This window comes from Dactylosporangium siamense, from assembly GCF_016862795.1.
GTDB lineage: Bacteria > Actinomycetota > Actinomycetes > Mycobacteriales > Micromonosporaceae > Dactylosporangium > Dactylosporangium siamense.
Map to the genome: position 1 here is coordinate 1 of NZ_BONQ01000040.1, position 25,526 is coordinate 25,526.

Genomic DNA, 25,526 nt, shown 5'->3' on the forward strand with positions numbered 1-25,526 from the left:
TTCACCGGCCTTCGTTCACCGGCCTTCGTTCACCGGCCTTCGTTCACCGGCCTTCGTTCACCGGCCTTCGTTCACCGGCCTTCGTTCACCGGTCCAGTTGCTGCCTGGTCAGCAGGGCGTGCAGGGTGATGCCCTCGGCGGCGAGGGCCTCGGTGCCGCCCTCCTGGCGGTCGATGACGCACACCGCGTGCTCGATGATCGCCCCGGCGTTTCGGAGTTCGGCGGCCGAGATCGCGATCTGCCCGCCCGAGGTGACGACGTCCTCGACCAGCAGGACACGCCGGCCGGTGAGGTCGGTGCCCTCGGCGAGACGGTTGGTGCCGTAGGGCTTCGCGGCCTTCCGGACGAACGCGCACGGCAGGCCCGCGTGCCGGGCGAGGGCGACGACGACGGCGATGCCGCCCATCTCCAAGCCGGCGAGGACCTCCGTGCCCGGCGGGACCAGCGGGGCCAGGCCGGCGCCGATCGCGTCGAGCAGCACGGGGTCGGCCTCGAACTGGTACTTGTCGAAGTACTCCGTCGCGGTCCGGCCGGAGCGCAGGACGAACGTGCCGGTCAGGCGGCAGCGGGCGGCGACAGCGGCGGCAAGGGTCATCTCAGGTTCCACAGGCGCGAATCATCCCATTTTCAGGGACAGACAACGGCGGCGAGGGCTGCCATCATGGCCGACGTGATTCGCCTCTATGGACTGCTGTTCCTGATCGACCTGGTGATGCTGGTCGTCGCGCTCATCGACTGCCTGTCCTCGGACGAGGACCGGATCCGCAACCTGCCCAAGATCGCCTGGGTCTTCATCATCCTGTTGTTCTCCCCGGTCGGCTGGATCGCCTGGTACGCCGCCGGCCGCCCGCAGGCGGTGCGGGCCGGCGGGCATTGGCGGCCCGGCAGCGGCTTCCCGGAGCGGGAGCGGCCGCGCGCCACGGCACCGGACGACGACCCCGCGTTCCTGCGCGACATCGCCCGGACCCGCCGCGACGACGAGGCGATGTTCAGCAAGTGGGAGGCCGACCTGCGCCGCCGCGAAGAGGAACTGCGCCGCCGCGACGAGCAGCGCGGCGACGCCTGAGGCCGATGTCGAAGCAGGGGCCCGGGCTCCTGCTTCGACGCAGGCCTCACGACCGCAGCCGCGCCGGCGTGGCGTGGGCAGCCGCGGTCAGCGCCGCGTCGCGGCTGATGGCGCGCGGGTCGGTGCCGAGCCGGTGCCACCGCCCGTCGACGGTGTCGGTGAACCGGCGCTCGGCGGCGACGACCTGCCCCAGCAGCGGCGCGGCCTGCGGGGCAGGGGCGGGCCAGTCCGGCTTCGAACCGGGCGCGGGGTCTCCGGCATGAACCCGGTCAGGCCAGGCCGGCGTCGAGGCGGGCGCGCAGCCAGGGCAGCATCACGTCGGCCTGGTCCTGCTGGAAGCGGCGTAGCGTCGGCAGGCCCGGCGGGTCCGGTTCGCGGGCCCGGTCGGTGAAGAACGCGGCCAGGCCGGCGACGACCGCGGTCACGTCGGCCGGGTCCGGCTCGAACACGTCGAGGACCGAGTCGGAGATCTCGCCGCCGTAGAGCCGGATGTTGAGCAGCAACGCCAGCGTGTCGAACCAGGGCGCGCCGATGGCCGCGGCCGGCCAGTCGACGACCATGACCGAGCCGTCCGGGCGGATGAGCAGGTTGTCGGCGCGGATGTCGACGTGCACGAGCCGGTCCCCGGCGAGGGCCTCGGCGCCGCGGTCGGCGAGCTCGACGAGCAGGTCCAGGTTGGACGCCGCCCACGGGTCGAGCGACACCGGCGGGTCCGCCGCCAGCCGCCGCCACCCACCGAAGTTGTCGACCAGCAACGACGGCAGCGTCGGCAGGCCCGACACCGGGACCGCGAGGCGCCGCAGGGCCTCCAGGACGGCCGCCACCTCGTCGTCCTGCCACGGCACGTGCGGCTGCCGGCCGTCGACGTCGGCGAAGACGAGCGCGACCCAGGTGCCGTCGTCGTGAAACCCGAGCAGCCGGGGCGCGGGCACGTCCGCCGGCAGCGCCGCGGTGACCCTGGCCTCGGTGCGGTGCATCCGGACGCTCTGCGCGTTCTGCGCGGCGCTGACCGCCTTCACGAACGCCCGCGAGCCGTCGGCCAGCCGGACCCTGTCCGCGGTGCCGGGCGAGAACCCGCCGACCTGCGACACCGCCTCGACCACCGGCCCGCCGAGGATGGCGGCGACCGCCGCGTGAACCGTCGCCGGCAGGTCGTCCCAGCCGATGCGCACCCCGGAAGCCTGCACCATGGCACGATCGTCGCACTCCCGGCCGCGCCTGCGCGAGACCACGATCGTGAGCTGCTAGCATTCCGGGCGTCGAACAGCTGATCGGGGAAAGCGGGCGGACGGTGGACCGCGACGAGGGCACTACTACCAGCGGCACCCGGGGCCTCGGCCCGGTGCTCACGGTGCCGAACCTGATCAGTTTCACCCGCCTGCTGGGCGTGCCGCTCTTCCTGTACCTCTTCCTGGCCACCGACGCCACCGGCTGGGCGGTCGTCGTGCTCGTCGTCGGCGGCCTCAGCGACTGGGTCGACGGCTTCGCCGCCCGGCGCCTCAAGCAGGTCAGCCGCCTCGGCGAGCTGCTCGATCCGCTCGCCGACCGGCTGTACATCCTGGCCACCCTGTTCGCGCTGACGTTCAAGGACGTCGTGCCGTGGTGGTTCACCATCGCGCTGCTGGCCCGCGAAGCGGTCATGATCCTGTGCCTGGTCGTCCTGCGCGTCCTCGGCCACGGCCCCCCGCCGGTGCACTACGTGGGCAAGACCGCCACCGCGGTGCTGCTCATGGGCTTCCCGATGATGCTGCTGGCCAGGTTCAGCGACGCGGCCCGCCCGTGGGCGCTGCCGAGCGGCTGGGCGCTGCTGTGGTGGGGCATCGTCCTGTACTGGGTCGCCGCCGTCTTCTACTTCATCCAGGCCTCGATCCACATCCGGGCCAGCCGGCTCGCGTCGTGACGTTCGCTCGCCGCGACGACCTGCTCGGTGACCTGTTCCGCACGCCGCTCGACCCCGGCTACGCGCAGGCCGCCGCCCGCCGCGCCGCGACCGGCGAACCGCCACCCCGGTGGGGCCGCACCGCCCGCGCGGTCACCCTCGCCGCCGTCGGTTTCCTCCTCGCCGTCGCGTACCACCAGGCGGTGGCCGAGGCGCCGTCGGCGAGCCGGGCCCGCGACGACCTGGTGGCCGACGTGCGCACCCGGCAGCGCACCGCCGAGGACCTGCAACGCCAGGTCGAAGCGCTCCGGGCGCAGGTCGACCAGGCCCGCGACGACGCCCTCGCCGACGCCTCCGGTGCGGCCCAGCTGCGCGGGCTCGCCGCCCGCAGCGGCACCGGCAAGGTCACCGGCGACGGGGTCGTGGTCCGCGTCGTCGACGCTCCCCCGCAGGTCGACCCGGTCACCGGCAAGGCCGAGGAGGAGAACCTCGGCATCGTGCTCGACCGGGACCTGCAGGACGTCGCCAACGGCCTGTGGCAGGCCGGTGCCGAGGCCATCGCGGTCAACGGCCAGCGCCTCACCGCCACCAGCACCATCCGCGCCGCCGGCGGGGTCATCCTGGTCGACTTCAAGCCGGTGACGAGTCCCTACGACGTGTCCGCGATCGGCCCGCCCGACCTCGCCGACACCTTCTCCGCCTCGGCGACCGCGAAGCGCTTCCGCCGGTACGTGGACAACTACCGTATGCAGTTCGGCGTGAAGGCCCGCAAGAATCTCACCCTGGCCGCCGCACCGGAACCACCCCTGCGGTACGCCCACCCGCCCGCAGCATCACCCTCAGTTTCACCATCACCCTCTGGAGGTCGCCGGTGATCGCGGTCATCGCGCTTGCCATCGGGGTCGCGGCGGGGATCTTCCTCGAGCCGACCGTGCCGCTGGGCCTGCAGCCGTATCTGCCGATCGCCGTCGTCGCCGCCCTGGACGCGGTGTTCGGCGGGGTCCGGGCCAAGCTGGACGGCATCTTCGACGACAAGCAGTTCGTCATCTCGTTCGTGTCGAACGTGCTCGTCGCCGCGCTCATCGTCTACCTGGGCGACCAGCTCGGCGTCGGCGGCCAGCTCTCCACGGGCGTCGTGGTCGTCCTGGGCGTGCGCATCTTCGGCAACGCCGCCGCCATCCGCCGACACCTCTTCCGCGCGTGACGGACATCCCCGCCGCGAACGGCGCGGACGACGACGAGGCCGACGCGCCGCCGAAGCCCGCCCGGCGCGCGCCCTCTCCCCGCCCGTTCCCCCTTTCAGATGACATTTCCGAAATGTCCGATAAGGCTGGGGAGGTCAACGGGGATGCGGAGGCCGGGGACGTCGACCGGGATGCGGAGACCGGGACCACCGCCGCGCAGGCCGGGACCACCGTCGCGGAGGCACCCGACGCCGCTCCCCCGGCCCGCGGCGGTCGGCAGCGCGGCGGGACCGGGCTGGTCATCGCGCTGCTCATCGCCCTGCTCGGGTTCGCGATCTCGGTGCAGTTCAAGGCGAGCAACTCCGACGCCGAGCTCGCCGCGGCGCGGCCGGAGGACCTGGTCCGCATCCTGTCGGACCTCGACGCGCAGCAGGACCGGCTGCGGCGCGAGATCAGCGACCTCGAGGACACCCGGCGGCAGCTCGACTCCGGGGCGCAGGGGCGCGACGCCGCGCTCGCCGAGGCCCGCAAGCGCGCCGATGAGCTGGGCATCCTGGCCGGGACGCTGCCGGCGGAGGGGCCGGGGCTGTCCATCGAGATCACACCGGGCACGGAAAAGGTCAAGGCGGAGGTGGTGCTCGACGCGGTCGAGGAGCTGCGCGGCGCCGGGGCCGAGGCGATGCAGATCAACGGGCACGACGGCGGCACTGTCCGCATCGTCGCGGCCACCTGGTTCGCCGACGGCGACAACGACCGGCTGGTGGTCGCCGGGCTGAGCCTCGCCGCACCGTATACGATCATGGTCATCGGCGGACCGGACACCATGCGCACCGCGCTGAACATCCCCGGAGGGGTGGTGGACAGCGTGCGGCAGCACGGCGGTACGGTCTTGGTGCGCGAAGCGGATCCCGTGCGCGTGACCGCGTTGCACACTGCCGGTGAGTTGAAGTACGCAAAGCCCGCCTGACGATTAAGGACCGACGTGATTCCCGAGGATCTGCGCTACACGGCGGAGCACGAGTGGCTCGCACCGGCGGACGCCGGCGTCTTCAAGGTCGGCATCACCGACTTCGCCCAGGAGGCGCTGGGCGACATCGTGTTCGTCCAGCTGCCCGAGGTGGGCGCGAAGGTGCAGGCGGGCGACTCGTTCGGCGAGGTCGAGTCGACGAAGAGCGTGTCGGAGATCTACGCGCCGGTGTCGGGCGAGGTCGTCGCCGTCAACTCGGCGCTCGACGGCGCGGCCGAGGTCATCAATGCCGACCCGTATGGCGCGGGCTGGCTCGTCGAGCTCAAGGCCGACGACCCGGCGGCGGTCGACGCGCTGCTCGACGCCGCGGCGTATCAGGAACTGACCACGAACAGCTGAGCTGGACCGCTCGGCAGCACGGCTCGACGACGAGCGGACCGACGAGCGACAGCGACGCGCACCAGAAGACAAAGTCCGACGACCCTCGACAGGAAATACGGCGATAGGCTGCCGCGCGTCTGGTTGACCCGTGATTTCGGGCGTGACTAGGCTCGCTCAGTCAACCGTATGCATCGGCCTGTCGCATCGGAGGACACCCGAGAAGACGACCGTGAGGTGGTTCCATGACGCGCCCAGACGACGAGTTCCCCCCGCTCGACGTCACGTCCACGCTCAACCTTGGCGCCATTGAGGATGCCATCGCTGGCACGGACGACGACGTGGTGCCCACCCGCGTGTCGGGATCACTCCCGCCGGGCACGGCGCTGCTGGCGGTGCGCCGCGGACCCAACGCCGGCGCGCGCTTCCTGCTCGACCACGACGTGACGACCAGCGGCCGGCACCCCGACAGTGACATCTTCCTCGATGACGTCACGGTGTCCCGTCGCCACGCCGAGTTCCACCGCGAGGGTGGCACGTTCACGGTCCGCGACGTCGGCAGCCTCAACGGCACGTATGTCAACCGCGAGCGGGTCGAGGCCGCGACCCTCAGCAACGGCGACGAGGTCCAGATCGGCAAGTTCCGCCTCGTGTTCGTGGCAGGACCGCGCCCCGACGAGAGCTGAGGCGATGACGGGGGCTACGGCGGCCGCCTGGGACACACCGCAGGACCGCGACGGCACTGACCGTGGCGGTCCTCAAAACGCTGCCCGCGGCGGCGCCCAGGGTGCCGGCCGCGGGGAGCGGCTGATGAGCATCGGTGAGGTGCTCGCGCAGCTGCGCGCCGAGTTCCCCGACATCACCATCTCGAAGCTGCGGTTCCTGGAGACCGAGGGCCTCGTCGAGCCACGGCGGACGCCGGCCGGGTACCGCAAGTACACCTGGACCGACATCTCCCGGCTGCGCTACGTGCTGACCGCTCAGCGTGACCAGTACCTGCCGCTGCGGGTGATCCGTGAGCATCTCGCCACGATGGGCGATCCGCTGACCGACGTGTCGCAGTCCTCGATGCCCACCGAGGCGCCCGCCGAGGTGCGCCTCAGCCGGGACGAGCTGCTCGACAAGGCCGGCCTGGGCGACGCCACCCTGCGCGCGCTGGAGGAGCACGGGCTGCTGCGGCCCCGCGCGGGTGGGGGCTACGACGCGGACGCCCTGGAGGTCGCCACGGCGGCGGCGCGCCTGGCCGAGTTCGGCGTCGAGCCGCGCCACCTGCGCGCCTACCGGGCCGCCGCGGACCGCGAGATCGGCCTGTTCAGCCAGCTGGTGACCCCGATGACCCGGCAGAGCGGCCCGGCGTCACGGGCACGGGCCGCCGACACGGTGCACGAGCTGGCGGCGCTGACCCAGCGGGTGCACGCCGCGCTGGTGCGGGCGGGCCTGCGGGAGATCCTGGGCAAATGATCCCTGGACGCCGTCCCGCCACCCTCCCCGGCACCCTCGCCCGGAGCGATCTTCGCCACTGAGCGCACTTGTGCGGTGGCGCGAGTGGCACGACCACCCCTCCTCCCGTGTACGGTGCAGGGAGTAGCAAGTCGACACGGAGGCGGGCAGTGCGAGAGCTGAATGTGGTCGGTGTTCGCGTGGAGCTGCCTACCAATCAGCCCATCGTGTTGCTGAAGGAGGTCGACGGCGACCGCTACCTGCCGATCTGGATCGGTGCGGTGGAGGCGACCGCGATCGCCTATGAGCAGCAGGGGGTCAAGCCGGCCCGGCCGCTCACCCATGACCTGATGCGCGACATGCTGGCGGCGCTCAAGGCCCCGCTGAAGGCGGTCGAGATCGTCGAGATGCGGGACAACATCTTCTACGCCGAGCTGGTGATCGGCGACAACGTCCGGGTCTCCGCCCGTCCGAGCGACTCGATCGCCCTGGCGTTGCGCGTCGGCGCGCCGATCCGCTGCGCGGACCAGGTGCTCACCGAGGCCGCGATCGTCATCCCGGACGAGCAGGAGGACGAGGTCGAGAAATTCCGCGAGTTCCTCGAGCAGGTCCGCCCGGAGGACTTCGCCGGGTAGGTTCGGCACTGCGACCAGGTTCCGATAGCGGTTCCAAATCGGGACAAATGGTTACAGTGGCGACGCGCGGAAAATTCGACGCACCGACACGCGGCGTGTCGCGGCGTTACCTCCCCGCCGACCCTCAAGGTGCGCTATAGGGTTGCGGGTGTTGACGCTGGAGGTGGGTGCAAATGCAACAGCCGCCCGATCCCGGGATACCCGGTCATGCTGCTGACACCGTTTCGGTGAGTGCGTTCGTCAATTCCGACGACGTCGGCTACCGCGGTCCGACCGCCTGCCACGCCGCCGGGATCAGCTACCGGCAGCTCGACTACTGGGCCCGCACCGGGCTGGTCGTGCCGAGCGTGCGCGACGCGGCGGGCTCCGGCAGCCAGCGGCTCTACTCGTTCCGCGACATCGTCGTGCTCAAGGTGGTCAAGCGCCTCCTGGACGCCGGGGTGTCACTGCAGAACATCCGCAAGGCGATCGAAACCCTGCGCTCCCGCGGCGTCGCCGACCTGGCCGGCATCACCCTGATCTCCGACGGGACCACCGTCTACGAGTGCCGCTCCCCCGAAGAGGTCGTCGACCTGCTCCAGGGCGGGCAGGGCGTGTTCGGCATCGCCATCTCCGGCGCGTTCAAGGAGATCGAAGGCACCCTGTCGCACCTCCCGGCCGAGGCGGCCACCCCCGCCGAGGAGGTCCCGGCGCACACCGACGACTTCGCCCAGACCGGCGGCGACGAGCTCGCCATGCGCCGCGCCCGGCGCCGCGCCGGCTGACCCCGCCAGCTCAGGCCCACCCCCAGCACCACGGGCCACCAGCACCACCCATCACACACCGGTCGACCACCTCAGGTCGGCCGGTGTTTCCGCATCCGTGACCGCCCTCCCCATGATGAGGTCTTCCGGATCACGGGGTCGCCGGTCACGGGGAGGGCATGGCAGGAAAGGTGGGGTCGGCGTCGTTGCGGACGGTCCCGGGGTGCGACGACGATCGGACGCATGGCAGCGAAACGGGTGCTCGTCGTCCTCTTCGACGGGGTGCAGAGCCTCGACGTCACCGGACCGGTCGAGGTGTTCGCCGGTGCCGAGACGGCCAGGCCCGGGTCCTACACCATCCACACCGGCAGCATCGGCGGTGTCATGGTCCGCACCTCCAGCGGGCTGCGCCTGCACCCCGACCTCGACCTCGCCGGCGCCGACCCGACCGACCTGCTGATCGTCCCCGGCGGCGCCGGAACCCGCACCGGCGACCCGCGGCTCGTCGACTGGCTGCGCACCGCCGGGCCGGGCGCCGGGCGCGTCGCGTCGGTGTGCACCGGGGCGTTCCTGCTCGCCGGGGCCGGGCTCCTCGACGGCCGGCGCGCCACCACCCACTGGCGGTACACCAACACCCTCGCCCGCCGGTTCCCGCAGGTCACGGTCGACACCGAGCCGATCTTCGTCCGCGACGGCGACGTGTGGACATCCGCCGGGGTCACCGCCGGCATCGACCTCGCGCTCGCCGTCGTGGAGGAGGACCACGGCCGCGACGTCGCGCTCGAGATCGCCCGGCACCTGGTGATGTTCGTGCGCCGGCCCGGCGGGCAGCGGCAGTTCAGCGCGCAGCTGGAGGCGCAGGTCGCGAGCCGGGATCCGCTGCGGGAGGTCCAGCGCCACATCGCCGAGCACCCGTCCGGCGACCTCACCGTCGACGCCCTGGCCAGGCTCGCCAACCTGTCACCCCGCCAGTTCAGCCGGGCGTTCGCGGCCGAGGTCGGCACCCCACCGGGCCGCTACGTCGACCGGGTCCGCCTGGAGACCGCCCGCCGGCATCTCGAGGACGGCGCGTTCGTCGAGGACGCCGCCCGCGCCTGCGGCTACGGCACCAGCGAAGCCATGCGCCGCGCGTTCATCCGGACGCTCGGTGTCACCCCGACCGACTACAAGGAGCGGTTCTCATGCAGATGATCTTCGTGGTGTACGAGGGGATGACCGCGCTCGACGCCGTCGGCCCGTACGAGATCCTGTCCCGCCTCCCCGGCGCCCGCGTCACGTTCGCCGGGGTGCACGCCGGCCCGGTCCGCACCGACACGGGCGCCCTGTCGCTGGTCGCCGAGCGGGCCCTGGCCGACTGCGAGGCCCCGGACCTGGTGCTCGTCCCCGGCGGCCCCGACGTCGCCGCGCAGACCTCGGACACCGCCCTGCACGACTGGCTCCGCGCCGTCGACCCGGTGACCACCTGGACCACGTCGGTCTGCACCGGATCCCTCATCCTGGCCGCCGCGGGCCTGCTGCGGGGCCGCACGGCGACGTCGCACTGGCTCGCCCTGGACCGCCTCCCCGCCTACGACGTCACCCCGTCGCCGCGGCGCGTCGTGCGCGACGGCAAGTACGTCACCGGCGCCGGCGTCTCGGCCGGCATCGACCTGGCGCTCACCCTCGCCGACATCATCGCCGGTCCGGCCGTCGCCCAGACGATCCAGCTCGCCACCGAATACGACCCGCAGCCGCCGTTCACGGCCGGCTCCCCCGCCTCGGCGCCGCCGGAGCTGGTGTCACACCTGCGCGCCAACGCCCATCTCGTCATGTCGACGTAGACTGCGGTGCGTGGCGTTCCGTGGCTGGCCCGCCGAGGCCCTCGACTTCTACGACGGCCTCGAGGCGGACAACTCCAAGACGTACTGGACGGCGAACAAAGCCGTGTATGACGACAAGGTCCGCGCCCCGATGACCGAGCTCCTCGCCGAGCTGGAGGCCGAGTTCGGCCCGGCGAAGATCTTCCGCCCGTATCGCGACGTGCGGTTCAGCGCCGACAAGTCCCCGTACAAGACCTCGTGCGCGGCGTCCTTCGAACGCGGCGGCTACCTCCAGCTGACCGCGGCCGGTCTGGCCGCGGGTGCCGGCGCGTACATGATGGACCCGCCCCGGCTGGCGAAGTACCGCCAGGCGGTCGCCGACGACTCCAGCGGCGTCCCGCTCGAGGCGGTCGTCACCGACCTCGCGGCGCGGGGCACCTCGGTGACGTCGCACGAGCAGCTGAAGTCGGTGCCGCGCGGCTTCCCCAAGGATCATCCCCGGGGGGAGCTGCTGCGGCACAAGGGGCTGATCGCCTGGCATCAGTTCGAGCTCGCGCCGTGGCTGGGGACCGCCAAGGCCAAGACCCACGTGGTGAAGTTCCTGCGCTCGTGCGCGCCGCTGCAGGAGTGGCTCGCCGTCCACACGTGATCTCATGATCCGGTAGACCTTGTTCACCCCTGGGTGCACAAGCTCTACCGGATCATGGGGAAAGTCAGCGCCGCTCCACCGCCGCGAGGACCACGTCGAACGGCGCGGAAGCGGCCCGAGCCGCCTCGGCCCGGTCCGCCGCCTCCCGCTCAGCCGCGTCCAGCCACAACCCGCTCTCGGTGCGCAACGCCTCCCGGGCCGCGGACGCCCCGGCCTGCCAGGCGGCCTCGTCCGCGGCGGCGCGGACCAGCAACGCCGGCCGCTCACCCACCGGCACGGTCGGCGGGTCGGCGAGCAGGTTGCCCGGCGGCACGAACACGACGGGCAGGCCACCGCCGACGACCGCGGCCTGCCGCCGCGCCTCGAACGCCGGCGCCTCCGCCAGAGCCGCGGCATACACGGCCGCCGTGCGCGACGCCGTCGCCTGCCACGAGTGCCGGTCGCGGACCATCTGCCGGGCCTTCGACGCGAGGTTCTGCGCGAACATCGGGTCCTGCAGCAGCGCGTTGACCGCGTCGGCGAGCCCGTCGGGTTCACCGACGGGGAAGCGGACCCCGGTGACGCCGTGCTCGACGATCGAGGCGAGCCCGCCCGTCGACGCGACGACCAGAGCGGCGCCGGACGCGGCGGCCTCGAGGGCGACGGTGCCGGTGGCCTCGTAGCGGCTGGGCATGACGAACGCGTCGGCGGCGGCCAGGACCGCGGCCAGGGTGCGCTGGTCGAGGTGGCCGGGGAAGCTGACGGCGCGGTGCAGCTTGCGCTTGCGGGCCTCCTCGATGAGGGCGGCCCGGTAGTCGCCGTCACCGGCGACGACGGCGCGGGTGCCGGGGTGCCGGTCGCGGATCGCGGGGAGGGCCTCGAGGAGGTCCTGGACGCCCTTCTCGGCGATGAGCCGGCCGGCGTAGACGAGCAACGGGCCCTCGCCGGCGAAGCGGAGCCGGGCGGCGAGGACCTCGCGGGGCGTGGCGGTCCACATGTCGGGGTCGATGCCGTTGGGCACGACGTCGACGCGTTCGGCCGGCACGTCGAAGAGGTGCTGGACCTCCCAGCCCAGGTAGGCGGTCGGGACGATCACCCGGCAGGCCTCGGAGCCGAGCCACCACTCGACGGAGTGCACGGACCGGCTCGCCTCGCCGGTGAGATACCCCTGGTGCCGGCCCGCCTCGGTGGCCTGCATCGAGGCGACGAACGGCAGGCCGAGGGCCTCCTTGAGGGTGACCGCGGCGTGGGTGACGAGCCAGTCGTGGGCGTGGATGACGTCGTAGCCGTCGGCGGGGACGGTGCGCAGCGCGGCTTCGGCGAGGAGGTGGTTGACGGCCATGGTCTGGTCCAGGGCGCCGCCGGTCACCGCACCGGACAGCGGCGCGGCGCGCACGACCCGGACGCCGCCGTGAACGGCGATCTCGGGGAGACCGCGCGAGAACCGGGTCACGACGGTCACGGCATGGCCCGCGGCCACGAGGGCGGCGGACAGGGCTGCGACGCGCCCGCGGGGTGCGTCATCGGTCGACGGTTGTTGGACGTCCCAGGCGATCATCAATACGCGCATAGCGGATACCTCTCGTCGCCGACTGTCACCGTAGCGCGTTCCGGCGCTTGCGCGGAGCGGCATCGCGGGCCAATTTCATCTTTTCGTTCTTCCCAGAAGATGCGGTTTGCAACTTGCGGTTCTCCCTGATCACGGCCCTCGCGTGCAGCACCGCGGCGACGGAACGGGCGGAGAACGGGGCGCCGGTCGGGCGGTGCGGGGCGTCACCCTCCGCGATCTCGCTGACCGAGCCGAGACCGGACTCGGTCAGGTGCGCCTCGACGGCGGCGAGCAGCCCGTCGACCGGGAGCCCGGCGGCGAGGCGGGCCTCGACGTACGGGCCGAGCCACCACGCCCACACCGTCCCCTGGTGATACGCGGCGTCCCGGGGAACCACCCCGCCGCGGTGGGCACCGTGGTAGCCGTATTCGGCGGGGGCGAGGCTGCGCAGCCCGAGCGGCGTGAGCAGGGCCGACCCGACCGCGTCCAGGACCCGCGAGCGCAGGTGCGCCTCGTCGGCGGCCGGCGCGTACGGCAGGCTGAACGCGAGCAGCTGGTTGGGGCGCAGGACCGCGTCGTCGTGGACGCTGCCACCGCCCTTCGGGTAGGCGGCCGGCTGCGCGTCGACCACGTCGAAGAACCAGCCGTCGGGGGCGCGGAACCGCTTGACGACCTGTGCCTTGACCGCGTCGCGGCGGGCGTGCACGACGGAGGCGTCGCGGCCGCAGCGTTCCCGCAGCGCGCCGACGGCGCCGAGGGCGTTGGCCCACAGCGCGTTGAGCTCGACGGGTTTGCCGTCGCGCGGCGTGATGGGTCCGCGCGGCAGCCGGGCGTTCATCCAGGTCAGGCCGGACTCGTCGGCGTCGATGAGCAGCAGCCCGTCGGCCGGGTCGACGCGCACACCGTCGCTGGTGCCCTTGGTGTAGGCCGCGATCACCCCCTCCAGCACCGGCAGCAGCTCCGTGGCGAGGTCGGTGTCGCCGGTGCGGGCGATGTGCCGCTCCGCGGCATGCACGAACCACAGCGGCCCGTCGGCGTCGTGCAGCGCACCGGCCCGCATCCGCGTGGGCAGGTCCCGGTGGGCCCGCAGCAGCCGGGCACCCTCCTCGGAGCGCCCGGTGGCCAGGAACAGCCCCTCGTAGGCGGTCATGGTGTCGCGCAGGTACGTGCCGAACCACGGATATCCCGCGACCACGGACGGCGACCCGTCGGGCGAGGTGACGATGAACGTGTCGGCCGCGAGCGCGAGGGCCTTGTCGACGCCGTCGCGGGCGCCGGCGGTGGCGGCGGTCCGCAGCAGCTTCCGGGCCCGGCGCCGCGCGTCGGCGACGACCACCGGGGCAGCCGGCGGGGGCGAGTCCAGGTCCCCGGAGAAGGCGGACACCGACACCGTCCCACCGGCGACGAGCGTGGCCTGGAACGTGCCGGCCGCCCACAGGTCCTCGACCGGGCTGAGCCCCCGCGCGGCCTCCTCACGGGCGTACGCGTCCAGGTACCACTCCCCGATCGGCCGGAAGTCCGGCCCGTTGACCTGGTAGGCACCGTCGACCGTGAAACCGCCGGGCACCACGGCGACCGCCGGCGGCCCGGAGGTCCGGTCACGTTCGGCGTCGGCGTGCCGCCACGTGCACAACGCGGTCAGCGACAGCTCGACCGACACCCCGGCGGGCGCGGCGACGAGCCGGTGCACGACGGCGACGCTGTTGCGGCCGTGGGTCATCGCGAGCTCGCGTTCGAGGACGACCTCACCGATCCGCCAGCGCCACCGGGGCACGCCGTCCGCCAGCTCGAAGTGCTCAAGATGGTGGTGCCCCGCCGGGTCGATCGCGCCGGACGCCCACTCGTGCACGGCCAGGCGCACGACGGCACCACCGGGCAGGGTGACGACGGGGTCGAGCGCGGCGAGCGCGAGGTGTCGCTGCGGTGTCACCAGCAGGCCGTGGTAGCGGCGCGTGCGCAGACCCGCGACCGTTCCTGTCGCGTATCCGCCGGTCCCGTCGGTGACGAGCCATTCGTGTTCGAACCCCGCTGCCGAGCTACAGGCATGGGGGCCGAAGGTCATGACCGATCCCGGGGGCATGTGCCCAACTATGATCCAAACCCCCTCGGTTGAAACGCGCGCCACGGCAGAATTCCCGTGTGATTCACCCCAATGACAAAGTCGCCCCTCGTCAGGCGCCTGTCGGGAATCCGATCACGCTGCGGGCGTGATTCATTATTGACGGCACTGGGCATATGGCAGCCAGCTTCACGCGTACCCGCGCGTGAACTTTCGACGCACGTAACACTGTGGCAACGCGGCCCCGGTTGGACACCCGGTGCCAGCCGATAGAGCAGGAGCTGAGATGCAGGTTTGGCCGGGCAACCGGTACCCGTTGGGTGCTACGTACGACGGGCAGGGCACGAACTTCGCGATCTTCTCCGAGGTGGCCTCCGGCGTCGAACTGTGCCTGTTCGACGACAACGACGTCGAGGAGCGCATCCGGCTCGTCGAGGTCGACGCGTTCGTGTGGCACGCCTACCTGCCAGGTATCGACCCGGGGCAGCGATACGGCTTCCGGGTGCACGGCGAGTACGACCCGGCCCGTGGCCTGCGCTGCAACCCGCACAAGCTGCTGCTGGACCCGTACGCCAAGGCGATCGACGGCGACATCTCCTGGGACCCGGCCGTCTACGGGTACGACTTCAACGACCCGGAGCAGATGTCCACCGCCGACTCGGCGCCGTTCATGCCCAAGGCGGTCGTGGTCAACCCGTACTTCGACTGGGCCAACGACGCCGCGCCGCGGGTGCCCTACCACCACACCGTGGTCTACGAGGCGCACGTGAAGGGGCTGACGATGCGGCACCCCGAGGTGCCGGAGGAGCTGCGCGGCACGTACGCCGGGATCGCCCACCCGGCGATCATCGAGCACCTGCGCCGGCTCGGCGTCACCGCCCTGGAACTGCTGCCGGTGCACCATTTCGTGCACGACCAGCGCCTGGTGGAGCTCGGCCTGTCCAACTACTGGGGCTACAACACGATCGGCTTCTTCGCCCCGTACCACGGCTACGCCCGCCGGCACCGCGGCCAGCAGGTCCAGGAGTTCCGCGGCATGGTCAAGGCGCTGCACGCGGCGGGCATCGAGGTCATCCTCGACGTGGTCTACAACCACACGGCCGAGGGCAACCACCTGGGCCCCACGCTCGGCTTCAAGGGCCTGGACAACGGCCACTACTACAAGCTCGAGGACGACGACAACCGGTACTACACCGACTACACGGGCACCGGCAACAGCCTCAACGTCCGCAACCCGCACACCCTGCAGCTCATCATGGACTCGTTGCGGTACTGGGTGACGGAGATGCGCGTCGACGGCTTCCGCTTCGACCTCGCCTCCACCCTCGCCCGGGAGTTCTACGAGGTCGACCGGCTGTCCACGTTCTTCGAGGTCGTGCAGCAGGACCCGGTCGTCAACCAGGTGAAGCTGATCGCCGAGCCGTGGGACGTCGGCCCCGGCGGCTACCAGGTCGGCAACTTCCCGCCGCTGTGGACGGAGTGGAACGGCAAGTTCCGCGACACGGTCCGCGACTTCTGGCGCGGCGAACCCGCGACGCTCAGCGAGTTCGCCAGCCGGATCTGCGGCTCGGCGGACCTGTACCAGGACGACGGCCGCCGACCGTTCGCCAGCATCAACTTCGTCACCTGCCACGACGGGTTCACGCTCAACGACCTGGTGTCGTACAACGAGAAGCACAACGCGGCCAACACCGAGGACAACCGCGACGGGGAGAGCCACAACCGGTCCTGGAACTGCGGCGTCGAGGGCCCCACCGACGACCAGGAGATCAACGCGCTGCGGGCCAAGCAGCGGCGCAACTTCCTCACCACGCTGATGCTGTCCCAGGGCGTGCCGATGCTCGGCGCCGGCGACGAGCTGGGCCGCACCCAGGGCGGCAACAACAACGCCTACTGCCAGGACAACGAGATCAGCTGGATCGACTGGCACGACGTCGACGAGCAGCTCCTCGCGTTCACCCGCGGCCTGGCCGCGTTCCGGGAACGGCACCGGGTGTTCCGCCGGCGGCGGTTCTTCACCGGCCGGCCGGTCGCGCGGGAGGAGGGCACGCCGATCCCGGACGTGGCGTGGTTCGCCACCGACGGCCGGCAGATGACCGAGGAGGACTGGGACAACCAGTTCGGCAAGGCCCTCATGCTGTTCGTCAACGGCGAGTCGATCACCGAGCGGGGCTCGCACGGCGAACGGCACGTCGACGACTCGTTCCTGCTGTGCTTCAACGCCCACTACGAGCCGGTCGACTTCGTCATCCCGCAGTCGGACTACGGCAAGGAGTGGGAGCTGGTGATCGCGACCGCGCCGGGTTCGGCCCGCGGCGGGGTGTCCTACACGGCCGGCGGCACCCTCGTCGTGCCGGACCGGTCCCTCGTCGTGCTCGACCGGACGGTGTGACCGCCGTGGTCGCGAACTTCCCGACCGGCACCTACCGGGTGCAGGTCCGGCCCGACTTCGACCTCGACGCGGCCGCCGGGCTCGCCGGCTACCTGCACGACCTCGGGGTCAGCCACCTGTACTCGGCGCCGCTGCTCACCGCGACGCCCGGCTCACCGCACGGTTACGACGTCGTCGACCCGACCACGGTCAACCCGCAGCTCGGCGGCCGGGAGGGGCTGCGGCGCCTGGCCGACGCGCTGCGGCAGCAGGGGCTCGGCCTGATCGTCGACATCGTGCCCAACCACATGGGCCTGTTCCAGCCGGCGGCCAACCCCGCCTGGTGGGACGTGCTCACCCACGGCCGTTCCTCGACGTTCGCGGACTGGTTCGACATCGACTGGTCGGCCGGCCCGATCGTCGTCCCGGTCCTCGGCGCCGCATCCGACGTCTCCGAGCTGTCGGTGATCGACGGTGAGCTGCGGTACTACGAGCACCGCTTCCCGATCGCGCCCGGCACCACCGGCGGCAGCCCGCAGGACGTCCACGACCGGCAGCACTACCGGCTCGTGGACTGGCGGCGCGGCAACGAGCTGCTCAACTACCGCCGGTTCTTCGCCGTGACGGAGCTGGCGGGGGTACGGGTGGAGGACCCGGCGGTCTTCGACGCCACCCACGCCGAGGTGCTGCGCTGGGTGGCCGCCGGCGACGTCGACGGCATCCGGGTCGATCACCCCGACGGCCTGCGCGACCCCGGCGGCTACCTGCACACCCTGCGCGAACGCGCCCCGGACGCGTGGCTGGTGGTGGAGAAGATCCTGGAGCGCGGCGAGCCGCTGCCGCCGCACTGGCCGGTCGACGGCACCACCGGCTACGACGCCCTCGGCGACGTCTGCGGGCTGTTCATCGACCCTTCGCATGCCCCGGCGGTGGACGGCCCGGACTGGGCCGAGGAGGCGCACGAGCAGAAGCTGGACGTGACCCGGCGGCTGTTCCCCGCCGAGCTGCGCCGCCTCGACGCGCTCGCACCGGGATCCGCTGCCGTGCTGGGCGAGCTCGCCGCCAACTTCCACGTGTACCGCAGCTACCTGCCCTACGGCCGGGCCGACTTCGACGCGGCCGTCGCGGAGACGAAACGCCGCCGGCCCGACCTCGCCGACGCCCTCGACGACCTCGAACCCCGGCTCACCGACCCCGCCGACGAGCTGTGCGCCCGGTTCCAGCAGCTCACCGGCGCCGTCATGGCCAAGGGCGTCGAGGACACCGCGATGTACCGCTGGAACCGGTTCATCGCCCTGAACGAGGTCGGCGGCGACCCGTCCCGGTTCGGGGTGCCGCCGGAGGAGTTCCACACCGCCGCGGCCCGCCGCCTCGAGGACTGGCCGGCCGGGATGACGACCCTGTCGACCCACGACACGAAACGCGGCGAGGACGTCCGGGCCCGCCTGGCCGTGCTGTCGGAAGCGCCGGACCTGCTCACGCCGCTGCTCGGCCGGGCCGGCATCCCCGACCCGTCGTTCGAGGCGCTGTTCTGGCAGACCGTGGTCGGTGCCTGGCCGATCAGCGCCGACCGGCTCCAGGCGTACCTGACGAAGGCCGCCCGCGAGGCGAACCGGTCCACCTCCTGGGACGCGCCCGACGAGGCGTTCGAGGCCCGGTTCGCCGCCGCCGTGCGCCTGCTCGACGACGACCCGCAGCTGCGCGCCGACGTCGAGGCGATCGTGACCCTGATCCGGCCGCACGGCTGGTCCAACGCCCTCGGCCAGAAGCTGGTGCAGCTCACCATGCCCGGCGTCCCCGACGTCTACCAGGGCACCGAGCTGTGGGAGGACTCCCTCGTCGACCCCGACAACCGCCGCCCGGTCGACTTCGCCGAACGCCGCGACCTGCTCCTCGCGCTGGATTCGGCGGCGGCACCGCCACCCGTCGACTCCTCCGGGGTGGCGAAGCTCCTCGTCACCAGCCGGGCGCTGCGGCTGCGGCGGGACCGGCCGGAGCTGTTCCAGCGGTACCACCCGGTCGACGTCACCGGGGACAGCCACGGCCACGCGGTCGCCTTCGACCGGGGCGGCGCCCTGACCGTCGCCACCCGGCTGCCGCTGCGCCTCGCCGCCGCCGGCGGCTGGAACGGCGAGGACCTCAAGCTGCCCGGCGGCGCCTGGACCGACGTCCTGACCGGCCGCCGCATCGGCTCCACCCGGGTCGGCGACATCCTCTCGACGTATCCCGTCGCGCTCTTGGTGAGGGAGTAGCACGTGCACGAGTTCCGCGTCTGGGCCCCGGCCGCCCGCAGCGCCGCGCTGTCCACCGGCGGCACCGCGCTGCCGATGACCGAGGACGGCGGCGGCTGGTGGACGCTGACACTGCCGGACGCCGGCCACGGCACCGACTACGGCTTCGTCCTCGACGACGGCCCCGAGCGGCCCGACCCGCGCTCGCGCCGCCAACCCGCCGGCGTGCACGGGCCGAGCCAGGTGTACGAGCACGACCGGTACACCTGGAACGACCGGGAATGGACCGGCCGGCAGCTGCCCGGCAGCGTGATCTACGAACTGCACGTCGGCACGTTCACCCCGGCGGGCACGTTCGACGCCGCCGTCGAGAAGCTGCCCTACCTGCGCGACCTCGGCGTCGACCTGGTCGAGCTGCTGCCCGTCAACACGTTCAACGGCGAGTGGAACTGGGGCTACGACGGCGTCGGCTGGCACGCGGTCCAGGAGTCCTACGGCGGCCCCGACGGCCTGAAACGGTTCGTCGACGCCGCGCATGGTCTTGGTCTGGGCGTCATCATCGACGCGGTCTACAACCACTTCGGCCCGTCGGGCGCGTACACGCCGTCGTTCGGGCCGTACCTGTCCGCCGGCGCGAACACGTGGGGCCGCTCGCTGAACCTCGACGAGGCCGACTCCGGCGAGGTCCGCGCGTTCATCATCGACAGCGCCCTGCAGTGGCTGCGCGACTACCACGCCGACGGCCTGCGCCTCGACGCCGTGCACGCCCTCGTCGACCGCGGCGCCACCCACCTGCTGGAGGAGCTCGCCGTCGAGGTCGACGCCCTGTCCACCGCGGTCGGCCGGCCGCTGTCGCTGATCGCCGAGTCCGACCTCAACGACGCCAAGCTCGTCACCGCCCGCGAGGCCGGCGGCTACGGCCTGCAGGCCCAGTGGGACGACGACGTCCACCACGCCCTGCACGCCCTGCTCACCGGCGAGCGGCAGGGGTACTACGCCGACTTCGGCTCGCCCGCCTGCTTCACCACCGTGTGGACGCGGGCGTTCTTCCACGCCGGCACCTGGTCCTCGTTCCGCAGGCGGGTGCACGGCCGACCGGTCGACACCAGGCGCGTCCCCGGCCACCGGTTCGTGGTCTGCCTGCAGAACCACGACCAGATCGGCAACCGCGCCACCGGCGACCGCCTGACCGCGACGCTGTCGCCCGGCCTGCTCAAGGTCGGCGCGACGCTGCTGCTCACGTCCCCGTTCACGCCGATGCTCTTCATGGGCGAGGAGTTCGGCGCCCGCACCCCGTGGCAGTTCTTCACCAGCCACCCCGAGCCCGACCTGGGTTCCGCCGTGCGGGAGGGCCGGCGGGCCGAGTTCGCCGAGCACGGCTGGCCGCCCGGCGACGTCCCCGACCCGCAGGACCCGGCCACCTTCGAACGCTCCCACCTCGACTGGTCCGGCCAGGATCCCGCGATGCTGGCGGTGTACCGGTCGCTGATCGCCCTGCGCAAGCGCCACCCGGCCCTGTCCGACCCGCGCCTGGACCTGGTCGAGGTCACCCACGACGATGGGGTGCTGCTGATCCGCCGCGGCCCGCACGTGGTCGTGGCGAACCTGACCGCCGACCCCCGCACCGTCCCCCTGTCCGCGGACTGCCTGCTCTTCACCACCGACGACACCGCCGTCCTGCAGGCCGATACCCTGACCCTCCCCGCTGAATCCGCCGTGATCATCTGACTATGCTCACTGGCGGCGAAGCCGTAGCGCAGTGGTCGTCGCGCCTTGACCTCACTGAGGAGGACGCCGGTTCGAATCCGGCCGGCTTCGCCACCGTTGCTGCGACTCGGGGGTGGGCACGTGGTGGGCGGACCGGTCGCCGCGCTCGACGGCTGGCGGCTGATCCGCCGGTACGCCGTCCCCGGCTGGATGATCGCCGAATGCACCGAGGCGCGGGAGCGCGGCGACTGGCGGACCGCCTGCGAGGCGGCCCGGGTCACCGTCGCCTTTTCCGACCCCGACGTGGCCGGGGAGGTCGCGGACCTGCTCGCCGGGTTCGCGCCCGACCTGCTGCGCTGGCATCTGCCCCGGGCCCTGGACGGCTCCGCGGCGCTGGCCACCGGGCTGCGGCTCGTCCTCGCGCCCGAAGGGCCGGTCACCGCGGACACCACGGTCCTCGGGGTCCGCACGCCGCGGCGTTGGGTGGGCAGCTCGCAACGCCTCACGCTGCACGCCGTCCGCGCCGGCGACATCGCCGAGGGCCCGGTGTTCCCGCTGCCGCCATGGCTGTGGGACGCCCGCCGCGCGGCCGAGCTGCCGGCAGCGACCGAGCCCGAGCCGCGCCATCGTGCGCCTGAAGGCCAGGGGATCCTCGAGCCGTGGACGGCGGCCGGGTGGTCGCTCGACCCGGCAGACATCCGTGACTGGCGCCAGTCAGAGCTCGGCCTGGTGCGCGGTGTGGCACCCGGGCTCGCCGCCCATGAGCTGCGGCGGCTCGTGGCGCAGTTCGGCCGCGGGTCCTGGGAGCTGCGCTTCGGCTACTACATCGTCCGTCCGGACGAGCACCTGCGGTTGGAGCTGGACGGCACACAGCCCCGGCTCGCGCGCCGCGCGGCGACGCCGTCCCAGCCGGGACCGACCCGGGCGGACCTCTGCCTGCATCCGGCGTTCCTGCGGTCCCCGGTCGACCTGCAGCTGGTGCGGCACGGCCGGATCGGCGTCGAGGAGCTGCACCCGCTGGTGCGGGCCGCGCTGTTCCCGTCCGCGCCCACCGGGCAACCGGCCGACGCCGGGCTGGTTCCCGCCGGCTTCGCCGAGGGGGAACGCATCCGGGTCCGCTGCGGCCCGGACTGGCACGCGATCGGCCTGCGGGGCGGCCGCCTCGACCTGCTCCACCACACCGACGACGAACGGCGCCGGGAGCGTGCGCTGCGCGCCATCGGCGGCACGGCCAACGGCTGCTTCGCCGTCGACCTCGCCTGGCACGACGGCACCGGCGCGCTGCCGAGGCGGCTGCACACGTACCGGCGCGACCTGTGGCGGCGCATGCAGCACGGCGGCAGCAGGGTCGTGCTCGCGCTGCTCGACGCCGGACTGGACCCGCAGCTCCGCGACGAGCGGGGCCGGACCCTCCTGCACCGGCTGCACCAGTTCGAATCCGCCGAGGTGCTGCCCCGGCTGCTCGCCGAGGGCCTGGACGTGAACGCCCACGACTGGCACGGCCTGACCCCGATGTGCGAGGCCGTCGCCCACACGGCTCCGCCCGCCCTGCTCAGGGCACTCAACGAGGCCGGCGCGCTCCCCCCGCTGTCCGAGCCTTCGGCCGGCCCCGAGACCTGGTCCGACCCGTGGATCGGGTCCGAGCCGCCCGACGAGTCACCGGACGCACACGTCTGTTCGTAGGACGGTCATCACGCCGCCGTCGTCCTGCGGCGGGACAGCTCAACCGCCGCGGCGGCGGCGAGGAGGCCGAGGCAGCCGACCTCCAGCAGGCGCACGATGATCGCCTGGGGTTCGGTGAACCAGGCGAGGAACGGCTGCACCGCCGCACCCGGCACCCAGACGATCGCGGCGACCGTCCAGAACAGGCGGGGGTTCGCCGGGCCGGGGATCGCCGGGCCGTCGGTGAGCAGCCAGCGGGTGCGGTGGATGTGCCGGGCCGCGACGAGCACCAGCAGCGCGCCGGCGACCGTGGATCCGTAGTGCAGCACCCGCCACCAGGGTTGGCCGGCGAACGCCTCGGCGTTGAGGAACGTCCAGTCCTGGGTGCCGCGGGCCGGGACACCGGCGTGGGTGACGTAGTCCCACATGCGGTGCGACCATGCCCCGATCCAGGCGGACAGGAGCGTGACGTACACCGGGAAACGATGCTGCCGCAGCGCCGCGTAGTCGCCGGTCCAGGACGGCAGGTGCGCGACGACGGCCGGTGCGGCGCGGCGGGTCAGCCAGGTCAGCAGCACCGTCACCGGCACGCAGAAGACCAGCAGGCCCAGCCAGGTGTGCGCGTTGTACTGCACGTAGGGCGCGATCGAGTAGGGGAAGTCCGGCGCCGCGGAGCCGATGACCAGCGCCACCCCGTCGAACCAGCGCCGCCGCGCGAACTTGAACGGCAGCACGGCCGCGGCGTGGGACGGGAAGGTCATCGGCACCCGGCGAGCCTAGATCACCGTCGTCGCCGTCAGGAGCCCTCAGGGCGCCGGGCGCCGGACGGCATCTCCTGCAACAGCCAGGTGTTGCCGTCGGGGTCGGCGAAGGCGACGTAGTAGACGCCACCCATGTCGTCCACGCCGCCGGCCTCGACACCGCGGGCGAGCAGGGCCTCACGGGCCTTGTGGATGTCGGCGACGACCAGGTGCAGGCCGCGCAGCGTGCCGACGGGCAGGTCGAGGCCCGGGATGTCCTTGTACAGCACGATCGAGCACGCCGACCCGGGCGGGGTGAGCTGCGTGATCCGCGCGCCGGAGCCGGGCGGCCGCACGTCGTGGTCGAGGTTGAAGCCCAGCAGGTCGACGTAGAACGCCAGGGCACGGTCGACGTCGGACACGGGGACCGGGACCAGCTCGAGGCGCATGTCCGGCGCCGGCGGCAGGTCGACGCCCCGCACGTAGGTCTCCAGGCTGGTGAAGCCGGCCTCCATGCCCTCCTTCATCCCGGACTGCAGGGCGGCGTCGCGCGCCTCCTTCGACGGGTACCGGACCAGGGTGGTGATCGTGGTGGTGCTGCCCATGGCGGTGAACGTCAGCGTGTTGAGCGTCTGCGGCCAGTCCGGGCCCCACGACTCGGTGCTGACGACCCGCAGCGGGCGCTCGACCTCCTGGAACGTGCCGCTGAGGATCAGCTCGGCGGCGCCCTCGCCGCGCAGCACGTAGCGGAACGCGCCGCCGGGCCGCAGGTCGATCTCGCAGACCTGCATGCTCCACCCGGGCGGGCCGGCCATCCAGTTGGGCAGGTGCTCGGGCTTGGTGTAGCAGTCGAAGACCAGGCTGCGCGGCGCGGCGACCGTGCGCCGGATCTGGATGTCGGTGTCGCTGGGCAGCTCGAACGTGGTCACGCCGGGCCGGTCATTGGTCGTCGTCATCGGTGCCGTCCTTCTGTTGCAGGGTTTTGAGATAGCTGTCGAGTCGTGCGTAGTTCTCGTCCCAGAACCGCCGGTATTCCTCGGCGAACTCCGTCACCTCGCGCATCGGTTCGGCCTCCAACCGGCAGGGGCGCCACTGCGCCTCGCGGCCGCGGCTGATCAGGCCGGCGTGCTCCAGGACCCGCAGGTGCTTGGAGATCGCCGGGCCGCTCATGGCGAACGGTGCGGACAGCTCCTTCACGGTCGCCTCGCCGCGCGTGAGCCGGGCGAGGATCGCCCGTCGCGTCGGGTCGGCGAGCGCCGCGAAGGTGATGCTGAGCTGATCCGTGACCATCAGTTACCTCACCATTTGGTTATCTAACCTCTCGGTTATTTAACCGCCCGGCGTACGCCAGCGTCAAGCGGAACATTTTCCAACATGATCTTTCACAAGCCGTCGCTTGTGCGCATAATCATGCATCGACACACCGCCATGTGTCGCGGTCAGGAGTGCTGCCATGAAACGTGTCCCCGCCCTGCTGCTGGCTCTGCTGGCGGCTTTACCAGTCACGGCTCTTGCGTGCTTTGCGGCCGCGCCGCCCGCGCTCGCCGCCACCTCAGGGAATCCGATCCTGCCGGGGGACCACCCGGACCCGTCGATCGAACTGTTCAACGGCGCCTACTACGTGTACACGACCGCCAGCGGCGGCTCGACCGACGCGCCGGGCCGGTACTTCCACGCGTGGCGCTCCACCGACCTCACCAACTGGGTCGACGCCGGCGTCGTGCTGGACCGCGCCACCGTCACCTGGGCCTCCACCGACACCCGCACCTGGGCGCCGGACATGGTGTACCGCAACGGGAAGTACTACTTCTACACGGCGATCGCCACGTCGGTGTCGGTCTCCGTGTGCGACTCCCCCGTCGGCCCCTGCCGGGACAAGGGCAGCCCGCTCGTGCAGGGCAAACTGTTCAACGGCATCGAGGCGATCGACCCGATGGTCTTCGTCGACGACGACGGCCAGGCGTACCTGTACTTCGGCGGCTCAGCCGGCGGCGGCACCATGGGCATCTTCCGGCTCAACGCCGACATGACCTCCGTCAACGGCACGGTCACCGTCCAGCGCCCGCAGAACTTCACCGAGGCGCCGTTCGTGTTCAAACGGGCCGGCCGCTACTACCTGCAGTACTCCAACGGCTCCTACGCCAACAACACCTACAACGTGCAGTACTCCACTGGCCCGGGCCCGCTCGGCCCGTGGACCTACGGCGGTCAGATCCTGTCCGCCGCCGGCGCCTACAACGGCCCAGGCCACAACGGCCTGCTGCAGTACCCGGGCACCGACGACTGGTACATGATCTACCACCGGTACCAGAACGCGAGCTACAGCACCCGGTACACCGCGCTGGACCGCATGTACTTCAACGCCGACGGCTCCATCCAGCGCGTCACGATGACCGCCACCGGTGTCGAGGCCCGCCCCGCCCCCGCCGCGGGCGGCCTCCTCACCGGCCCGGGCGGCAAGTGCGTCGACGTCAACGGCGACGACTCC

General features: G+C 72.2%; 25 protein-coding genes, 1 tRNA gene and 1 pseudogene. 19 read left to right on the forward strand and 8 right to left on the reverse strand.

From position 1 onward, the window contains the following. Positions 1–85: 85 nt before the first annotated feature. Positions 86–595 carry an orotate phosphoribosyltransferase gene (locus tag Dsi01nite_RS13360; RefSeq protein WP_203846466.1) on the reverse strand — a complete coding sequence of 170 codons (510 nt, stop codon included), beginning with the start codon at positions 593–595 and terminating at the stop codon, positions 86–88. Between the two features lie 117 nt (positions 596–712). Here Dsi01nite_RS13360 and Dsi01nite_RS13365 point away from each other — a divergent pair, with 117 nt between their 5' ends. Continuing rightward, entirely contained in the window at positions 713–1,066 is a 354-nt protein-coding gene (locus tag Dsi01nite_RS13365) for a PLD nuclease N-terminal domain-containing protein (RefSeq protein WP_373318774.1), read from the forward strand. Positions 1,067–1,335: 269 nt separating this feature from the next. Here Dsi01nite_RS13365 and Dsi01nite_RS13370 read toward each other — a convergent pair whose 3' ends face one another. After that, complete coding sequence (locus Dsi01nite_RS13370) at positions 1,336–2,256, reverse strand: phosphotransferase family protein (protein WP_203846445.1); 921 nt, start codon at positions 2,254–2,256, stop codon at positions 1,336–1,338. Between the two features lie 101 nt (positions 2,257–2,357). Here Dsi01nite_RS13370 and clsA point away from each other — a divergent pair, with 101 nt between their 5' ends. The 12 genes from clsA (at position 2,358) to Dsi01nite_RS13430 (ending at position 10,740) form a co-directional block, all read left to right on the forward strand. Further along, on the forward strand, positions 2,358–2,966 hold the full coding sequence (gene clsA / locus Dsi01nite_RS13375) for a cardiolipin synthase ClsA (RefSeq protein WP_203846446.1): 609 nt from the start codon (positions 2,358–2,360) through the stop codon (positions 2,964–2,966). Further along, positions 2,963–3,820: a DUF881 domain-containing protein gene (locus Dsi01nite_RS13380; RefSeq protein WP_203846447.1), complete on the forward strand. Its 858-nt coding sequence runs from the start codon at positions 2,963–2,965 to the stop codon at positions 3,818–3,820. Before clsA ends, Dsi01nite_RS13380 begins: the two co-directional genes overlap by 4 nt. After that, positions 3,817–4,149 carry a small basic family protein gene (locus Dsi01nite_RS13385; RefSeq protein ID WP_203846448.1) on the forward strand — a complete coding sequence of 111 codons (333 nt, stop codon included), beginning with the start codon at positions 3,817–3,819 and terminating at the stop codon, positions 4,147–4,149. Before Dsi01nite_RS13380 ends, Dsi01nite_RS13385 begins: the two co-directional genes overlap by 4 nt. Positions 4,150–4,262: 113 nt before the next feature. Continuing rightward, the gene (locus Dsi01nite_RS13390) at positions 4,263–5,096 is read left to right on the forward strand and encodes a DUF881 domain-containing protein (protein WP_203846449.1); all 834 of its coding nucleotides are present in this window, start codon (positions 4,263–4,265) and stop codon (positions 5,094–5,096) included. A 15-nt stretch (positions 5,097–5,111) separates the two neighbouring features. Then, a complete protein-coding gene (gene gcvH / locus Dsi01nite_RS13395) occupies positions 5,112–5,495 on the forward strand; it encodes a glycine cleavage system protein GcvH (protein ID WP_203846450.1) in 384 nt (127 codons plus the stop codon). A 224-nt stretch (positions 5,496–5,719) separates the two neighbouring features. After that, positions 5,720–6,160: an oxoglutarate dehydrogenase inhibitor Odhl gene (gene odhI, locus Dsi01nite_RS13400; RefSeq protein WP_203846451.1), complete on the forward strand. Its 441-nt coding sequence runs from the start codon at positions 5,720–5,722 to the stop codon at positions 6,158–6,160. A 124-nt stretch (positions 6,161–6,284) separates the two neighbouring features. After that, complete coding sequence (gene ftsR / locus Dsi01nite_RS13405) at positions 6,285–6,935, forward strand: transcriptional regulator FtsR (RefSeq protein WP_203846452.1); 651 nt, start codon at positions 6,285–6,287, stop codon at positions 6,933–6,935. Between the two features lie 149 nt (positions 6,936–7,084). Next, entirely contained in the window at positions 7,085–7,549 is a 465-nt protein-coding gene (locus tag Dsi01nite_RS13410) for a bifunctional nuclease family protein (protein WP_033358824.1), read from the forward strand. 173 nt (positions 7,550–7,722) lie between these two features. Continuing rightward, positions 7,723–8,313: a MerR family transcriptional regulator gene (locus tag Dsi01nite_RS13415; RefSeq protein ID WP_239135867.1), complete on the forward strand. Its 591-nt coding sequence runs from the start codon at positions 7,723–7,725 to the stop codon at positions 8,311–8,313. A 222-nt stretch (positions 8,314–8,535) separates the two neighbouring features. Next, positions 8,536–9,483 carry a GlxA family transcriptional regulator gene (locus tag Dsi01nite_RS13420; RefSeq protein WP_203846454.1) on the forward strand — a complete coding sequence of 316 codons (948 nt, stop codon included), beginning with the start codon at positions 8,536–8,538 and terminating at the stop codon, positions 9,481–9,483. Continuing rightward, the gene (locus Dsi01nite_RS13425; protein ID WP_203846455.1) at positions 9,474–10,112 is read left to right on the forward strand and encodes a DJ-1/PfpI family protein; all 639 of its coding nucleotides are present in this window, start codon (positions 9,474–9,476) and stop codon (positions 10,110–10,112) included. The genes Dsi01nite_RS13420 and Dsi01nite_RS13425 overlap by 10 nt, the downstream gene beginning before the upstream one ends. A gap of 10 nt (positions 10,113–10,122) precedes the next feature. Further along, positions 10,123–10,740 carry a DUF2461 domain-containing protein gene (locus Dsi01nite_RS13430; protein WP_203846456.1) on the forward strand — a complete coding sequence of 206 codons (618 nt, stop codon included), beginning with the start codon at positions 10,123–10,125 and terminating at the stop codon, positions 10,738–10,740. Between the two features lie 64 nt (positions 10,741–10,804). Here Dsi01nite_RS13430 and Dsi01nite_RS13435 read toward each other — a convergent pair whose 3' ends face one another. Both Dsi01nite_RS13435 and Dsi01nite_RS13440 read right to left on the reverse strand, forming a co-directional pair. Then, positions 10,805–12,289, reverse strand: coding sequence for a glycosyltransferase family 4 protein (locus Dsi01nite_RS13435; protein WP_203846457.1), 1,485 nt, complete (start codon positions 12,287–12,289; stop codon positions 10,805–10,807). A 25-nt stretch (positions 12,290–12,314) separates the two neighbouring features. After that, entirely contained in the window at positions 12,315–14,348 is a 2,034-nt protein-coding gene (locus Dsi01nite_RS13440) for an amylo-alpha-1,6-glucosidase (protein ID WP_308442046.1), read from the reverse strand. A gap of 265 nt (positions 14,349–14,613) precedes the next feature. Here Dsi01nite_RS13440 and glgX point away from each other — a divergent pair, with 265 nt between their 5' ends. The 5 genes from glgX (at position 14,614) to Dsi01nite_RS13465 (ending at position 22,319) form a co-directional block, all read left to right on the forward strand. Continuing rightward, positions 14,614–16,719 (forward strand): glycogen debranching protein GlgX, encoded by a 2,106-nt coding sequence (gene glgX / locus Dsi01nite_RS13445; protein ID WP_203846458.1) that lies wholly within the window; start codon positions 14,614–14,616, stop codon positions 16,717–16,719. Between the two features lie 5 nt (positions 16,720–16,724). After that, positions 16,725–18,950, forward strand: coding sequence for a malto-oligosyltrehalose synthase (gene treY, locus Dsi01nite_RS13450; protein ID WP_203846459.1), 2,226 nt, complete (start codon positions 16,725–16,727; stop codon positions 18,948–18,950). Between the two features lie 3 nt (positions 18,951–18,953). Beyond that, positions 18,954–20,657 (forward strand): malto-oligosyltrehalose trehalohydrolase, encoded by a 1,704-nt coding sequence (treZ, locus tag Dsi01nite_RS13455; RefSeq protein ID WP_203846460.1) that lies wholly within the window; start codon positions 18,954–18,956, stop codon positions 20,655–20,657. 17 nt (positions 20,658–20,674) lie between these two features. Next, positions 20,675–20,750, forward strand: a tRNA-Glu gene (locus Dsi01nite_RS13460). A gap of 27 nt (positions 20,751–20,777) precedes the next feature. After that, positions 20,778–22,319 carry an ankyrin repeat domain-containing protein gene (locus Dsi01nite_RS13465; RefSeq protein WP_203846461.1) on the forward strand — a complete coding sequence of 514 codons (1,542 nt, stop codon included), beginning with the start codon at positions 20,778–20,780 and terminating at the stop codon, positions 22,317–22,319. Between the two features lie 8 nt (positions 22,320–22,327). On the opposite strand, the gene Dsi01nite_RS13470 is transcribed toward Dsi01nite_RS13465, so the two are convergent. The 4 genes and pseudogenes from Dsi01nite_RS13470 to Dsi01nite_RS13480 all read right to left on the reverse strand — a co-directional run bounded on the left by Dsi01nite_RS13470 (position 22,328) and on the right by Dsi01nite_RS13480 (position 24,328). Beyond that, complete coding sequence (locus Dsi01nite_RS13470) at positions 22,328–23,059, reverse strand: DUF4184 family protein (protein ID WP_239135869.1); 732 nt, start codon at positions 23,057–23,059, stop codon at positions 22,328–22,330. Positions 23,060–23,094: 35 nt separating this feature from the next. Beyond that, complete coding sequence (locus Dsi01nite_RS57270) at positions 23,095–23,487, reverse strand: VOC family protein (RefSeq protein WP_239135870.1); 393 nt, start codon at positions 23,485–23,487, stop codon at positions 23,095–23,097. A 42-nt stretch (positions 23,488–23,529) separates the two neighbouring features. After that, positions 23,530–23,994: pseudogene (locus tag Dsi01nite_RS58290) on the reverse strand (SRPBCC domain-containing protein); the annotation flags it as partial. Next, on the reverse strand, positions 23,978–24,328 hold the full coding sequence (locus tag Dsi01nite_RS13480) for an ArsR/SmtB family transcription factor (protein WP_203846464.1): 351 nt from the start codon (positions 24,326–24,328) through the stop codon (positions 23,978–23,980). The gene Dsi01nite_RS13480 and the pseudogene Dsi01nite_RS58290, both read right to left, overlap by 17 nt. 163 nt (positions 24,329–24,491) lie before the next feature. Here Dsi01nite_RS13480 and Dsi01nite_RS13485 point away from each other — a divergent pair. After that, the coding region (locus Dsi01nite_RS13485; RefSeq protein WP_203846465.1) for a family 43 glycosylhydrolase at positions 24,492–25,526 on the forward strand (1,035 nt) is incomplete at its 3' end.

Bases quoted from the DNA above. Each gene is read 5' to 3' on its own strand.
- Dsi01nite_RS13360 (WP_203846466.1), bottom strand. From the start codon at position 595: ATGACCCTTGCCGCCGCTGTCGCCGCCCGCTGCCGCCTGACCGGCACG.
- Dsi01nite_RS13365 (WP_373318774.1), top strand. From the start codon at position 713: ATGCTGGTCGTCGCGCTCATCGACTGCCTGTCCTCGGACGAGGACCGG.
- Dsi01nite_RS13370 (WP_203846445.1), bottom strand. From the start codon at position 2,256: ATGGTGCAGGCTTCCGGGGTGCGCATCGGCTGGGACGACCTGCCGGCG.
- Dsi01nite_RS13390 (WP_203846449.1), top strand. From the start codon at position 4,263: ATGTCCGATAAGGCTGGGGAGGTCAACGGGGATGCGGAGGCCGGGGAC.
- odhI (WP_203846451.1), top strand. From the start codon at position 5,720: ATGACGCGCCCAGACGACGAGTTCCCCCCGCTCGACGTCACGTCCACG.
- ftsR (WP_203846452.1), top strand. From the start codon at position 6,285: ATGAGCATCGGTGAGGTGCTCGCGCAGCTGCGCGCCGAGTTCCCCGAC.
- Dsi01nite_RS13415 (WP_239135867.1), top strand. From the start codon at position 7,723: ATGCAACAGCCGCCCGATCCCGGGATACCCGGTCATGCTGCTGACACC.
- Dsi01nite_RS13420 (WP_203846454.1), top strand. From the start codon at position 8,536: ATGGCAGCGAAACGGGTGCTCGTCGTCCTCTTCGACGGGGTGCAGAGC.
- Dsi01nite_RS13425 (WP_203846455.1), top strand. From the start codon at position 9,474: ATGCAGATGATCTTCGTGGTGTACGAGGGGATGACCGCGCTCGACGCC.
- Dsi01nite_RS13435 (WP_203846457.1), bottom strand. From the start codon at position 12,289: ATGCGCGTATTGATGATCGCCTGGGACGTCCAACAACCGTCGACCGAT.
- Dsi01nite_RS13440 (WP_308442046.1), bottom strand. From the start codon at position 14,348: ATGCCCCCGGGATCGGTCATGACCTTCGGCCCCCATGCCTGTAGCTCG.
- glgX (WP_203846458.1), top strand. From the start codon at position 14,614: ATGCAGGTTTGGCCGGGCAACCGGTACCCGTTGGGTGCTACGTACGAC.
- Dsi01nite_RS13470 (WP_239135869.1), bottom strand. From the start codon at position 23,059: ATGACCTTCCCGTCCCACGCCGCGGCCGTGCTGCCGTTCAAGTTCGCG.
- Dsi01nite_RS57270 (WP_239135870.1), bottom strand. From the start codon at position 23,487: ATGCGCCTCGAGCTGGTCCCGGTCCCCGTGTCCGACGTCGACCGTGCC.
- Dsi01nite_RS13480 (WP_203846464.1), bottom strand. From the start codon at position 24,328: ATGGTCACGGATCAGCTCAGCATCACCTTCGCGGCGCTCGCCGACCCG.